The 14707-nt window shown below is 41.8% G+C and carries 10 protein-coding genes; 7 read left to right on the forward strand and 3 right to left on the reverse strand.

Annotated elements, in window-relative coordinates; genetic code table 11:
• Window position 1: 1 nt before the first annotated feature.
• Complete coding sequence (locus IGK14_RS07210; protein ID WP_438711937.1) at window positions 2-2155, reverse strand: amino acid ABC transporter substrate-binding protein/permease; 2154 nt, start codon at window positions 2153-2155, stop codon at window positions 2-4.
• A 270-nt stretch (window positions 2156-2425) separates the two neighbouring features.
• Between IGK14_RS07210 and uvrB the strand changes: the two genes are divergently transcribed.
• From uvrB to IGK14_RS07230, 4 genes are all read left to right on the forward strand, one after another.
• Complete coding sequence (gene uvrB, locus IGK14_RS07215; protein WP_010748162.1) at window positions 2426-4417, forward strand: excinuclease ABC subunit UvrB; 1992 nt, start codon at window positions 2426-2428, stop codon at window positions 4415-4417.
• 13 nt (window positions 4418-4430) lie between these two features.
• On the forward strand, window positions 4431-7247 hold the full coding sequence (gene uvrA, locus IGK14_RS07220) for an excinuclease ABC subunit UvrA (protein WP_010748163.1): 2817 nt from the start codon (window positions 4431-4433) through the stop codon (window positions 7245-7247).
• Between the two features lie 308 nt (window positions 7248-7555).
• Complete coding sequence (locus IGK14_RS07225; RefSeq protein ID WP_034695572.1) at window positions 7556-8809, forward strand: carboxylate--amine ligase; 1254 nt, start codon at window positions 7556-7558, stop codon at window positions 8807-8809.
• Between the two features lie 3 nt (window positions 8810-8812).
• Window positions 8813-9523: an amino acid racemase gene (locus IGK14_RS07230; RefSeq protein ID WP_005225951.1), complete on the forward strand. Its 711-nt coding sequence runs from the start codon at window positions 8813-8815 to the stop codon at window positions 9521-9523.
• 225 nt (window positions 9524-9748) lie between these two features.
• Here the strand turns inward: IGK14_RS07230 and IGK14_RS07235 are convergent, their stop codons facing one another.
• Window positions 9749-10936 carry an IS110 family transposase gene (locus IGK14_RS07235; RefSeq protein ID WP_010748508.1) on the reverse strand — a complete coding sequence of 396 codons (1188 nt, stop codon included), beginning with the start codon at window positions 10934-10936 and terminating at the stop codon, window positions 9749-9751.
• 320 nt (window positions 10937-11256) lie between these two features.
• Here IGK14_RS07235 and rapZ point away from each other — a divergent pair, with 320 nt between their 5' ends.
• The 3 genes from rapZ to whiA are packed head-to-tail and all read left to right on the forward strand — an operon-like array spanning window position 11257 to window position 14099.
• Window positions 11257-12147: an RNase adapter RapZ gene (rapZ, locus tag IGK14_RS07240; protein ID WP_005225952.1), complete on the forward strand. Its 891-nt coding sequence runs from the start codon at window positions 11257-11259 to the stop codon at window positions 12145-12147.
• Window positions 12144-13145, forward strand: coding sequence for a gluconeogenesis factor YvcK family protein (locus IGK14_RS07245; protein ID WP_010748165.1), 1002 nt, complete (start codon window positions 12144-12146; stop codon window positions 13143-13145). Before rapZ ends, IGK14_RS07245 begins: the two co-directional genes overlap by 4 nt.
• A gap of 18 nt (window positions 13146-13163) precedes the next feature.
• Window positions 13164-14099, forward strand: coding sequence for a DNA-binding protein WhiA (whiA, locus tag IGK14_RS07250; RefSeq protein WP_005225954.1), 936 nt, complete (start codon window positions 13164-13166; stop codon window positions 14097-14099).
• A gap of 86 nt (window positions 14100-14185) precedes the next feature.
• Here whiA and IGK14_RS07255 read toward each other — a convergent pair whose 3' ends face one another.
• Window positions 14186-14701 (reverse strand): DsbA family protein, encoded by a 516-nt coding sequence (locus IGK14_RS07255; protein WP_438711942.1) that lies wholly within the window; start codon window positions 14699-14701, stop codon window positions 14186-14188.
• Window positions 14702-14707 lie beyond the last annotated feature (6 nt).

Raw genomic sequence — 14707 nt, forward strand, 5'->3', positions numbered from 1 at the left:
GCTATTTCACCTTCTTTTCTAAAACTTTTGCAAGTTTCGTTAAAGCTGTGATCACGACTAAGTAAATAATCGCGATGATCAAGTAAACATAGGTACTTTGCGTAGTCCGAGCAACGATGATTTTCCCAGTTTGCAATAATTCTACGACTCCGATAACCGAGATGATCGTTGTATCTTTTAACGAGATAACGAATTGGTTAACGAAAGATGGAATCATGATTTTGATCGCTTGCGGTAAAATGATTTTCTGCATTGTCCGAGTGTAGGTCATCCCCAAACTACGAGAGGCTTCCATCTGACCTTTTGGCACCGCATTGATCCCGCCACGGACGATCTCAGCGATATAGGCACTGGCATTTAAAGTCAATGTAATGACCCCGGCTGCAAAGTCGGGAATCGTGATACCAATGGCATCGGAAAGGCCGAAGAAGATGAAGAAAGCCAATACCATCATAGGAATACCACGAATGATATCAACATAGATCCCTGCAAAAACCCGCAATGCTTTGATTGGAGCAACACTAAATAGTCCAAAAATGATGCCGATCACTAATGCTAAGGCAAAAGAAATCAATGCTAGTAAAAGGGTATTCCATAAACCTTTTAATAAGACGTTATAGTTGTTGCTGATCAAACCAGTGATCGTTGATTCATCCACTCGTTTTTCTGTGGCAGAGCCATCTTCAATGTATTTATTGATGATTTGATCGTACTCGCCAGTCCGTTTCATTTCTTTCAATGCTTCATTGAACATTTGGATCAGTTCAGGATTTTGGCCTTTTTTCACCGCAAAACCGTACTGACCGCCAGATTCTTTTTCAATCGGTGTCACTAGTTTTTGACCTTGGCTGATGGCATATCCAATCACTGGATAATCATCCATCATGGCATCGATTTGTCCGCCGTTAACAGCCGCATATAATTGATCGGCCGCATCATAATATTTGATCGAATAGCCATATTTTTCTTCGTTGGCGATCAAGAAGTCTGCACTTTCTGTCCCCACTTTCGCACCAACGGTTTTTCCATCTAGATCTTCATAGGAATTGATGGAATCATTGCCTTCTTTTACAGCGATCTGAATGCCGCTTTCAAAGTAAGAGTCTGAGAAGTCGTAGGATTGGCGACGCTCATCAGTGATCGTCATCCCAGCGATCATCCCATCTGCTTGGTTACCATCCAAGGCTTGCAAAGCTCCTGAAAAACCGATGAAATTGAATTCAATGTTGAACCCTTGCAATTCTGCCGCCCGATTCATTAAATCAACATCGATCCCTACATACTCATTGTCTTCATTTTGGAATTCAAATGGAGCGAAGGCGGAGTCACTGGCAATTCGGTAAACATCTTTCTTTGGTTCGACTTTCACCATTTCACTGGTGTCTGCATCTGAATCAGACGTTGTGATGTAAGTATTGACGATTTCGTCGTATTTGCCAGAAGCTTTCATGTTGGCTAAACCAGCATTGAATTTTTCAAGTAGTTCTTGATTTTGGCCTTTTCTGACAGCGAATCCGTAAGAAGCACCTTTTTCAGGTTCGCCGACAAGTTTCATCGGTTCGCCGTTGTTGATGGCATAGCCAAGCACTGGATAATCATCAAAAGCGGCTGCCACAGTACCATTGCGTACAGCGCCATACAACCCAGTAGCGTCATCATAAAGTTTGATGTCGTAGCCATATTGGTCTTTATTTTCTTCTAAAAAGCGGGGACTTTCGGTACCGACCTTTGCACCGACCGTTTCGCCCTCAAGATCTTCGTAGCTAGTAATGCTGTCATTGTCCGCAGCTACCGCCATTTGAATCCCACTATCAAAATAAGGATCTGAGAAATCAAACGTTTCTTTACGTTCATCAGTGATGCTCATCCCAGCAATCATGCCATCTAACTGATTTGATTGCACGCCTTGAATGGAGGCGTCAAAACCTAAAGGACGTAAATCAACTGCAAAACCTTGATCTTCAGCGATCGCGTTTAATAAATCTATATCGATCCCAACGTATTCATTATTTTCATTTTGGAATTCGAAAGGAGCAAATGTTAAATCTGTTCCTATCTTATACGTAGTTTCCTCCGCACTTGCTGACTTTACTGATAGCGTAAAAATGCTGATAATCAGCGCGATTAAAGCGAAGGACATGTGTTTTCTTTTCAAGAAAATTCCCCCTTTAGATATAACGTATTTATAGATTATATGGATTATTTCTCCAACACACAAGTCTTTCTCTTTAAAAATATGACAAAATTGCTTAAACCTCACATCAGATGTTAGAAAATCAAACATGTTAAGTTATGCTTAATCGCATGAAACTTTCATAGCAAATGATGGCGAAAGTATGTTCGCTATGATATACTTATTTATGGAAAAGCGGCAGCGAGTTTTTCTTTTTTTGTTGTCGTTTAGAATAATCGAGGGGGAATGAAGATGATCGAAAGAACAACTTCCCATGAATTTGACTTAGTATCAAAATATCAACCAGCTGGGGATCAACCAGAAGCGATCCATCAATTGGTTGACGGGGTGGTCGGTGGAAAAAAAGCACAGATTTTGTTGGGAGCCACTGGGACCGGTAAGACTTATACGATTTCTAATCTAATTAAGGAAGTCAATAAACCGACATTGATCATTGCCCATAATAAAACACTGGCTGGACAATTATATGGCGAGTTCAAGGACTTTTTCCCAAATAATGCGGTCGAGTACTTTGTCAGTTACTATGATTACTATCAACCAGAAGCGTATGTTCCTTCCAGTGATACATACATCGAAAAAGACTCCAGTGTCAACGATGAAATCGATAAGCTGCGTCACTCGGCCACAAGTTCTTTATTAGAGAGAAACGATGTGATCGTTGTAGCTTCTGTCTCTTGTATTTTCGGTTTAGGTTCGCCGATCGAGTATGCCAGACAGGTTGTTTCTTTACGAGTAGGGATGGAAAAGTCTCGCGATCAACTATTAAAAGAATTGATCGAGATCCAATTTGAACGAAACGACATCGATTTTCAACGGGGACGTTTTCGCGTACGTGGCGATGTTGTGGAGATTTTCCCAGCTTCTCGTGATGAGCGAGCGTTACGCATTGAGTTTTTTGGCGATGAAATCGATCGGATTCGTGAAGTCGATGCCTTGACGGGCGAGATCATGAGTGACACCGAACATGTGTCGATCTTTCCAGCAACTCACTTTGTGACCAATGAAGACCATATGGAACATGCGATTGCTTCGATCCAAAGTGAACTCGATGAACGGCTGAAAGTTTTGCGAGCAGAAAATAAGCTGTTGGAAGCACAGCGTTTAGAGCAGCGAACCAACTATGATATTGAAATGATGCGAGAAATGGGGTATACCTCAGGGATCGAAAACTACTCTCGCCACATGGATGGACGAAAAGAAGGCGAACCGCCTTATACGTTATTAGATTTCTTTCCTGATGACTTTCTGATCGTTATTGATGAATCCCACGTGACCATGCCGCAAGTTCGTGGGATGTATAATGGTGACCGTGCTAGAAAACAAATGTTAGTGGATTATGGTTTCCGTTTGCCTTCTGCACTGGATAACCGTCCGCTACGCTTGGAAGAATTTGAGAAGCATGTCAACCAAATCGTCTATGTTTCAGCAACACCTGGACCATATGAATACGATCAAACCGATACCGTCATTCAACAAATCATTCGTCCGACTGGTCTGTTAGATCCGGTGATCGAAGTACGACCGATTATGGGTCAAATTGACGACCTCGTAGGAGAAATCAATGAGCGAGTCGAGCGAAATGAACGGGTCTTTGTTACGACCTTGACGAAAAAAATGTCTGAAGATTTGACGGATTACTTTAAAGAATTAGGGATCAAAGTCAAATACCTGCACAGTGACATCAAAACATTGGAACGAACAGAGATCATTCGCGACCTGCGTCTCGGTGAATTTGATGTACTGGTCGGAATCAACTTATTGCGAGAAGGGTTAGACGTCCCAGAAGTTTCCCTGGTTGCGATCCTTGATGCCGATAAGGAAGGCTTCTTGCGCAGCGAGCGTTCATTAGTCCAAACCATCGGACGAGCAGCTCGTAACTCAGAAGGAAAAGTAATCATGTACGCCGATAAAATGACCGATTCGATGCAGCGAGCGATCGACGAAACAGCGCGACGCCGAAGTATTCAAGAAGCCTATAACGAAGAACATGGAATCGTACCGAAAACCATCATCAAAGAGATTCGCGATCTGATCGCAATCACGAAAGTGGCGGAAGAAACTGGCGAATACACCACGACTTCTTATGAAGAGCTGAGTCGTGAAGAAAAAGCAACCTTGTTGTTGAAATTAGAAAAAGAAATGAAAGATGCTGCGAAAGCACTGGATTTTGAAACGGCTGCTACCTTGAGAGATACTATTCTTGAGCTAAAAGCTGCTGATTAGAAGGAGAAACAATATGGCAAATGATAAAATCGTGATCCATGGGGCACGGGCCCATAATTTAAAAAATATCGATGTGACGATTCCCAGAGACCAGCTCGTTGTTGTAACTGGTCTTTCGGGTTCAGGAAAAAGCTCCTTAGCATTTGATACGTTGTATGCCGAAGGACAGCGCCGATATGTCGAAAGTCTATCGGCGTATGCCCGTCAGTTTTTAGGGCAAATGGATAAACCCGACGTAGATAGCATTGATGGACTTAGTCCAGCGATTTCTATCGATCAAAAAACCACCAGCAAGAACCCGCGATCAACAGTGGGGACGGTTACTGAAATCAATGATTATCTGCGGCTTCTTTACGCCAGAATCGGTCACCCAATCTGTCCCAATGATCATATTGAGATTACTAGTCAGTCGGTTGAGCAGATGGTGGATGAAGTTTTGGCATTACCAGAACGCACCAAGATCCAATTGTTGGCACCTATCGTTTATCAAAAGAAAGGGCAGCACAAAAAAGTCTTCGAACGTATCCAAAGAGAAGGTTATGTTCGGATGCGGGTGGATGGCGAAGTCTATGATGTCTCCGAAGCGCCTGAATTAGAAAAAAATAAAAAGCATGATATTGCCATCATCATTGACCGAATCGTTGTAAAGGAAGGCATCCGTTCTCGTCTGTTTGATTCCTTTGAAGCGGCATTACGTTTAGCTGATGGCTATGCGGTAGTCGATGTGATTGGTCAAGAAGAGATGCTTTTCAGTGAACATTATTCTTGCCCGTATTGTGGCTTTACAGTTGGTGAATTAGAACCACGGCTCTTTTCATTCAATGCGCCTTTTGGTGCTTGTCCAGACTGTGATGGTCTTGGTGTGAAGCTAGAAGTCGATGTCGACCTAGTGATTCCCGATCAAAGCAAAACGTTGCGTGAAGGCGCACTATTACCTTGGAACCCAATCAGTTCACAGTACTATCCGCAAATGCTGGAACAAGCCTGTCAAGAGTTCAATATCGATATGGACACACCCTTTGAAGAGCTACCAGAAGAACACAAAGACATTATTTTGAATGGTTCGAATGGCGAAATTTTCCATTTCCATTATGAGAATGATTTCGGTGGCGTGCGTGATGTTGAGGTAGCTTTTGAAGGAATCTTACCAAATATTAAGCGCCGTTATCATGAAACCAACTCTGATTTCACCCGTGATCAAATGCGTTTGTATATGACGGAATTGACTTGTAAAACTTGTCATGGCTATCGTTTGAACCCTCAAGCGCTGTGCGTGCAAGTCAACGGAAAACACATTGGTGAAATGAGCGAGATGGCAATCAACAATGCGTTGAACTTTGTCGAAGAATTGAAACTATCGGAACAAGAGCAAATGATCGCACGTCCGATCGTGAAAGAAGTCGATGATCGTTTAAGCTTCTTGAAAAATGTCGGATTGGACTATTTAACCTTGAGTCGTGCATCAGGCACACTCTCTGGTGGGGAAGCGCAACGGATTCGTTTGGCAACACAAATCGGCTCCAATTTGTCTGGGGTGCTTTACATTCTTGATGAGCCATCGATCGGTCTTCACCAACGGGATAACGATCGCTTACTAGATTCATTGCGGAAAATGCGTGATCTTGGGAATACCCTGATCGTCGTTGAGCATGACGAAGACACGATGCGGGCAGCGGACTACTTGATCGATGTCGGTCCAGGTGCAGGACACGCAGGTGGTGAGATCGTCGCTGCAGGCACTCCTGATGAAGTCGCATCCAATGCGTCTTCCTTAACAGGTCAGTACTTATCAGGAAAACGACAAATCCCGACACCAACGGAACGCCGCAAAGGCAATGGTGAAAAGATTCGTGTGACCGGTGCTTCTGAGAATAACTTGAAAAACATTTCGGTCGATTTTCCATTAGGAAAGTTCGTCGCCGTTACTGGGGTCTCTGGCTCTGGTAAATCGACATTAGTCAACGAAATTTTGAAAAAAGCCTTGGCGCAAAAAATCAATCGGAATTCGAACAAGCCTGGTCGCTTTAAAACCATTACTGGTTATGAAGCGATTGAGAAATTGATCGATATCGATCAAAGCCCTATCGGTCGGACGCCTCGAAGCAATCCAGCAACGTATACCAGTGTCTTTGATGACATCCGCGATTTATTTGCTAAAACCAATGAGGCGAAAGTCCGTGGTTACAAAAAAGGCCGCTTTAGTTTTAATGTGAAAGGTGGACGCTGTGAAGCATGTAAAGGGGACGGAATCATCAAGATCGAGATGCACTTCTTACCTGATGTCTACGTACCTTGTGAGGTTTGTCATGGCAAACGTTATAACTCAGAAACGTTAGAAGTTCATTACAAAGGAAAAAATATTTCGGAAATCTTAGATATGACCGTGGAAGATGCAGTGGAATTTTTCCAACATATTCCTAAAATCCATCGAAAATTGCAAACGATCGTCGATGTCGGTCTAGGTTATGTCACGATGGGACAACCAGCGACTACTTTGTCTGGTGGGGAAGCGCAACGGATGAAGCTTGCCAGTGAACTGCACAAAAATTCCAATGGCAAGAGTTTTTATATCTTAGATGAACCAACGACTGGTCTGCATACGGATGATATTGCCCGTTTGTTGAAAGTTTTGGAACGATTTGTCGACGCTGGCAATACCGTTTTAGTGATCGAACACAACTTGGATGTCATCAAATCAGCGGACCATGTGATTGATCTAGGTCCAGAAGGTGGCGAAGGCGGTGGAACGATCATTGCAACTGGTACACCAGAAGAAATTGCTGCGGTTTCTGAAAGCTACACCGGTCATTATTTGAAAAAAGTCCTTTAAGCAAGGAAAAGAGCACTCACTTTTTTACTTGTCTGTCAATAGGTTTCGCTAAAGTTTAAGGAAGCGTGAAATATCTGCAAATTTCATGATAAGGGCTTGAAATCAAAATTTTATTTGATAGAATAGCAATAGGTATACGTATATTCGCATTGAATAAACTGCCTATAAGTTCTATCCGTTCAAAGTGGGAGAAAGCAATCAAAGATAGATACTTTGATTGCTTTTTTCTTTGTGGTATTATAATTCTATTGTAATTAAACGAAACGAGAGAGGTCGTTTTTCGTATTCAAAAGAGAGAGTGATTTTTGATGAGTCAGGAAAATTTTCTTCCCATATTATTAGGAAGCGATATGAATGTTTATGGTATGGCCAGAGCATTCCACGAAGCATATGGCATTCAATCAGTTGCTTATGCTGGTGCGGAACTTGCGCCAACCCGCTTTAGTAAAATTGTTAGAATCAATCAAGTGGAAGGTTTTGACCATGATCCAGGATTCACTGAGACGTTGATCAAGTTAGGTAAAAATACTTACAACGATCCTGCCATGAAATATTTATTGATTCCCTGCGGCGATGGCTATGCAGAACTGTTAGCGAAGCATAAAGAAGAATTGAAGCCTTATTATACCTTTATTGCCAATGACTATTCCTTATTAAAACGGTTGATCAATAAAGTCAGTTTTTACGAAGTTTGCGAGGAATATGGCTTGCCTTATCCTAAGACCTTCATTTTAACACCTGAACTGTTGACGGAAGGAACGTTCAAAGGAGAGCTGCCTTTTGATTTTCCTGTGGCTTTGAAACCAGCAAATAGTGTCGCGTGGCTGTCAGTTGATTTTGAAGGGCGCAAAAAAGCCTTCATTATTGACAATCGAACAGAATTTGAAGAAATCGTTTCTCGCATTTATCAAGCGGGTTATCAATATGAAATGATCGTCCAAGATTTTATTCCTGGCGATGACAGCAACATGCGGGTCTTAAATGCCTATGTTGATGAGAATCACGAAGTTCGCGTGATGGGCTTAGGTCATCCTTTGTTAGAGGATCCAACGCCTGGAGCTGTTGGGAATTATGTCGTGATCATTCCAGATGAAAATGATCAAATCTATCAAATGATCCGTAAGTTTTTAAAAGAGATCGAATATGTTGGATTTGCCAATTTTGACTTGAAATATGATGCGCGAGACGGTCAATATAAATTATTTGAAATCAACTTGCGTCAAGGAAGAAGCAGTTTCTTTATTACCTTAAGCGGATTGAATCTGGCGAAGTTCATCACAGAGGATTTAGTCTTCGAAAAACCTTACACAGAAACGGTTTATGGCAAAGCTGACGCGCCTGAAGCGAAATTATGGCTAGGGGTACCAAAAAACATTTTCTTGACTTATGCAAAAGAAAATCCTGCGAAAGAACGCGCAAAAAAATTATTAGCAGAGAATCGCTGGGGAACGACTGTCTTTTACAAAGAAGACTTATCTCTAAAGCGTTGGATTTTATTAAAGAGAATGTTCCATCTGTACAACAAACGATTCAAAACGTATTTCCATACGAAAGAAGGCTAGAAGATGGAGAATTTTTTTAGTATTTTAGGCGGCATGGGAACGTTAGCGACGGAAAGTTTTGTCCGCATTTTAAACCGACGGACACAGACCCATAAAGACCAAGATTACTTGAACTATGTTTTATTCAATCATGCGACAGTCCCGGATCGGACGGCATATATTTTAGACAACACGTTAGAAAACCCTGTTCCATATTTAATGGACGACATCGAAAAACAAAATTTGTTAAAGCCAAATTTTATTGTGTTGACTTGTAACACTGCCCATTATTTTTTTGATGAGCTGCAAGCTGCCACTGAGATCGAGATTTTGCATATGCCTCGTGAGGCTGCGAAAGTCGTTTTTGAAAAAGGCGTCACTGGAAAAGTGGCCTTTCTTGGGACAGAAGGCAGTGTCAAAGCTGGCATCTATGAAAAAGAATTGCGGAAGTTCGGACTTGACGTCTATCTTCCAGAGCCGACGATCCAAAAAAAGGTCAATACATTGATCTATGATCGAATCAAAGAAAATGATCATTTGGATCAAGAACTTTACTTTGAGATACTGGAAGAAGTCACCGAACGTATCGGCTGTGAAAGCGTAGTGCTTGGATGTACCGAGTTGTCCTTGATGGATGAATTTGTGACTGACAATCCTTATCCAGTCGTCGATGCCCAATCGATTTTAGTTGATCGGACGATCGAAAAAGCATTGGCAAATCGCCAAGCAATCTAAAGCTGATAGCGACGTTAGCGGCATTTTTTGAGCTAACGTCTTTTTTTATGCCAGTGTTCCAATGATACGCCCGGCATGATATAATAGAGTTGTTTCAGAAAGACTAACTATATAGAGTCAAGTGAAAATTAGCTAAATCAAAAAAATATTTTATAACAGTTAAGTCCAAAAAATGAGTACAACAAATAGACCTTTCACTATTAGATTTTTTTGATTGTTCAATAGCTAATCGGAAACAATCTTATAAGGTTCATTTTTAGTTAAAATAGCATGAATCACATAACAAAGCTTACGAGAAACAGCACCTAAGGCCGTCAGATGATGCTTTCCCTCAGAAATTTTTTTCTGATAAAACGCGCGAAAAACAGGATCACATTGAGAAGCAACTAGAGCAGCTGAAAACAAGGCTTTTCGTAAGTATGGAGATCCACGCTTGCTCATAACATTATGTGTTGCTTCGTATTGCCCAGATTGGGACACAGACGCGTCTATGCCAGCATAAGCAACCAGTTTTTTCGGATTAGAAAATTTGCGAATGTCTCCAATTTCACCAAGAATTGTCGCGCCATTTATAGGGCCGATTCCAGGGATTGTGAGAATAACAGAGTCTAAATTACTCATTATGCGCTTAATTTCTTTTTCAGTTTCTTTTACTTGGCTTTCGATGAATTTCAATTGTTCAATCATGGAGCGTAATTGAAATGTAAAAGCTTCTTGAGCAAATTTCACTCCAAAGGAGTTAGAAGCTGCTTGCTTCAATTGATCTGCTTTCTCTGGCTTTATTCGGTTCCTGCTTAACTCAGCTAAGTATTGAGCCAACGTTTCTGCCGAAATTTCTTCTAGCTCTATAGGAGAACTAAACTCAAGCAATAACTCTTTAGACGCTTTTCCGAAAATACCTTGTTTAGAAAAAATTGATGCATATTCAGGAAACACTTGATCTAGTACAGCTATGATTTTTCGTTTGAAGTCGCTTGCGGTACCTACTAAATAGGTTCGGTAACGTGAAAGTTGTTTTAACGAAAAAACATTTTCATCAGACAATACTGTTTCTACAAAGGAACCATAACGCATCAAGTCAGCAATCAAAACAGAATCAATAATATCATTTTTTCGTTTTCTGATTTCTGTTCCTTTGCGCCAGCCATCGGTTTGAAGAGGATTCACAACGTGAATCAAAAAGTCTGATTCGTGGAGGTATGAAAAGATGGAGAGCCAATAATGACCCGTAGCTTCCATTCCGACAATAAAGTCAGCGGGAGTCTCTGAATATTTTGAAAGCCGCTCAATCAGGGAATCAGCTCCTTCAGTAGTGTTAGGGAAAGAAAAACCTTTTAGGATCACTTTACCTTCTTCACTCATTAAAGAAGCCACGTGAGTTCGCTTGCCGATATCAATTCCTAAGAAGTACATACATTTGACCTTTCTAAAAAAATATTTTGGATTGAAACCCGCTCAACTGAAAAGCGTCACTACCTTGTACGAGATACGGAGTAAAGCAAAAACTTTCAACATCTAACTCATACGTAATCCACTTATCAGAGAGAGGTGCCAGTCTTTCGATTACGAGCTTCAAAACTCAAGGAGGCAACGGCATAGCCTCTCAATCCAATAAATATATTATCTCAAAATGAATGAGTTAATACCAAATTAAAATAACGATGGTTCATAGGGTTATCCAATCAAAACCGGAAGGTTAAAACCCTAACTCTAATATACAAGGAGTTCTACCTATGACTGAAGTGGATCATTTAGAATTGGTCATTATTACTGGGATGAGCGGAGCCGGCAAAACGGTCGCTATCCAGAGTTTTGAAGATATGGGGTACTTTTGTATCGATAATATGCCCCCAAGCTTGATCCCTAAATTTTGGGAACTGATCAAAGAATCAGGAAAAGTGACAAAAATTGCCTTAGTTGTCGATCTGCGTTCAAGATCGTTTTTTGAAGAAATCCAAAGTATGCTGATCGATATTGAAAACACGAATTTTATCGACACCCGGATGCTCTTTTTAGATGCATCGGACAATGAATTGGTGTCAAGATACAAAGAAACGAGAAGAGCACATCCATTAGCGATGGATGGCTTAGTTACGGAAGGCATTCGCAAAGAGCGAGCGATCTTAAACGATTTGAAGACGCGTGCCAGTATTGTTATCGACACAACGACGCTGACCCCACGGCAATTGAGAGAAAAAATCAATCAAGAATTTCGTGCTTCTCATGAGACAGGGTTTCGTATTGAAATACTTTCGTTTGGCTTCAAGTATGGCTTGCCGATCGATGCTGATATCGTGATGGATGTTCGTTTCTTACCGAATCCCCATTACATTCCAGAGTTGCGTCCCTTAACAGGTAAAGATGAACCCGTGTATGAGTACGTCATGTCTTTTCCAGAAACGGAAGAATTCTATCAGCAATTTAGTACACTGTTGCAAACGATCATGCCAGGCTATGTCAAGGAAGGCAAAAGCAGCTTGACGGTGGCTATCGGCTGTACTGGGGGCCAACACCGTTCAGTTGCATTATCTGAGCGCATCGGTGCGGTTTTGGCAGAAGACTATCGCGTCAATATTACTCATCGCGACAAAGATAAGCGTAAAGAGACGGTGAATCGTTCATGAAAATGAAAACGTACCGGATCAGAAAGCCGAAGATCGTTGTGGTAGGTGGCGGAACTGGGTTACCAGTCATCCTGAAGAGCTTGCGGAATCAGGGTGTCGACATCACAGCGATCGTTACGGTCGCTGATGATGGCGGTAGCAGCGGAGAGATTCGCAATTTGGTTTCCTCTATCTCGCCACCGGGGGATCTGCGCAATGTTTTGGCGGCTCTATCTGATATGCCGCAACTGTATAATGATATTTTTCAATACCGTTTTAAAGCCGAAGACAAATTTTTAGCCAATCATGCCCTGGGGAACTTGATAATTGCGGCGATTGCTGAAATGCGCAGCAGTACCTATGAAGCCATTCAAATTTTGTCAAAAATCATGCATATCGATGGACGAGTTTATCCTTCGTCAGATCTGCCATTGGTGTTGCACGCTGTTTTTAAAGACGGCACCGAAGCGGTAGGAGAGTCCAAGATCGCGGTTGATCGCAAAACGATCGATCGGGTCTTTGTTCGTAATCAAGAAAATAATGATGAGCCGAAAGCAGCTCGTAAAGTTGTTTCTTCAATTATGGAGGCAGATATGATCGTCTTGGGTCCTGGTAGTCTCTTTACTAGTATTTTGCCCAATCTCATGATTAGCGAGATCGGCCAAGCAATGTTGGAAACACAAGCTGAAACGGTTTATATTTGTAATATCATGACCCAGAAAGGTGAAACTGAACACTTTAGTGATGCCGACCATGTGCGGGTCCTGCATAAGCATTTAGGCAAACCCTTTATTGATACGGTGTTAGTCAACACCGAGAAAGTTCCAGAAGGGTATATGGACCCAGAGATTTATGATGAATATCTTGTACAAGTGAAACACGATTTCCAAGGACTGCGAGAAGAAGCCAGCCGTGTCATTTCAGCTGACTTTCTGGAGCTTAGAGATGGCGGAGTTTTTCATGACGGAGATAAAGTGATTGAAGAACTTCTACGTATCGTTTACGGGGCCAAAATCTAAGAAAGGAGGGATTTTTTTATGTCCTTTGCAGCAGAAGTAAAAAAAGAATTGACCGCATTAGAAGTTCATCGCGAACATGCCAAGGCAGAATTGGCCGCTTTGATTCGGATGAATGGGTCATTAAGTATCAACAACCAACAATTTGTTTTAAACGTTCAAACAGAAAACGCGGCGATCGCCAGACGCATCTATTCGTTACTAAAAGATCATTACGACGTGCGCAGCGAATTGCTGGTCCGTCGTAAAATGAAATTAAAAAAGAACAACGTTTACATCGTTCGTTTGAAGCAAGATACACAGCGCGTGCTTTTGGACTTAGATATCATGGACGGGCTGATGTTTCAAAGCCATGTTTCTGATGAGATCATGGGCAATACTCAAAAAATGCGTTCCTATTTACGAGGCGCTTTCATGGCATCTGGGTCCATCAACAATCCAGAAACCAGCCGCTATCATTTAGAGATCTATTCCATCTACGAGGAGCATAACCAAGATATTTGCGATATGCTAAACGCATATGGATTGAATGCCCGTGCATTAGAACGCAGAAATGGGTATATCTCTTACTTGAAAGGCGCTGAGAAAATCGCTGATTTTTTGACACTGATCGGTGCCACCAATTCCATGCTGAAATTCGAGGACGTGCGGATCGTGCGTGATATGCGTAACTCAGTCAACCGTTTGGTGAATTGCGAAACCGCCAATATGAACAAAACGATCGACGCTGCTTCGAAGCAGATCGACAATATCGAATTTATTCAAGATCGAGTTGGCTTGCAAGCTTTACCTGAAAAGCTGCAAGAAATCGCCGAATTGCGTTTGGAACATCCCGAGGTCAGCTTGAAAGAGCTAGGGGAAATGATTCCATCAGGAGCGATCTCGAAATCAGGAATCAATCATCGCATTCGCAAAATCAACGAATTTGCCGATCATCTTCGGGAACAAGTCAGTTAGTCGAATGGAATAAAAATGAATCAAAAAACAGGAGCCGATTTGACGTGGAAGTTCGCGTCAAATCGGCTCCTGTTTTTTGTTAGTGGTTATTCATTGATCAATGCAGTTAATTCCTCAGCAGAGATCGATTCATCAAAAATGTGCCCATCTAAGATAATCGTTGGCACAAATTGAATGTTGGCGTCTTTCGCTTCTTCCACAATTTCTCCTGCGATCGCAGGATGGTTTTGTTCAGATAGCCCTAAGGTATTTTTCGCATATTCTGCCACTTCAGGTAAAGATAAATGCCCCCATTCGTCTTGTGTTTGATAAATTTTTGTGATCTCAGCGATCGTTGCCTGAGGATCTGTACTGGAAACAAAGCGGTGCATCACATTGCCTCGTCGCAATGATTCTTTTTCTTTGTCGAATAATTTGATGACACGGCGTAGTTTCCCAGCTGCGACAGCTTCACTTAAGATCGGTAACGATTCCTCAAACCATTGCCGACAATAAGGACAGCGCAAATTCATAAATTCGACGATCGGTTTAGCGGAAGGGTCTCCGATATGTATCCCTGTTACCGCATTTGTTTCCTGTGCTTTGATGATTGAAATATCCATTAAGAT

The sequence above is a fragment of the Enterococcus sp. DIV0970a genome, assembly GCF_051711265.1.
GTDB lineage: Bacteria > Bacillota > Bacilli > Lactobacillales > Enterococcaceae > Enterococcus_D > Enterococcus_D casseliflavus.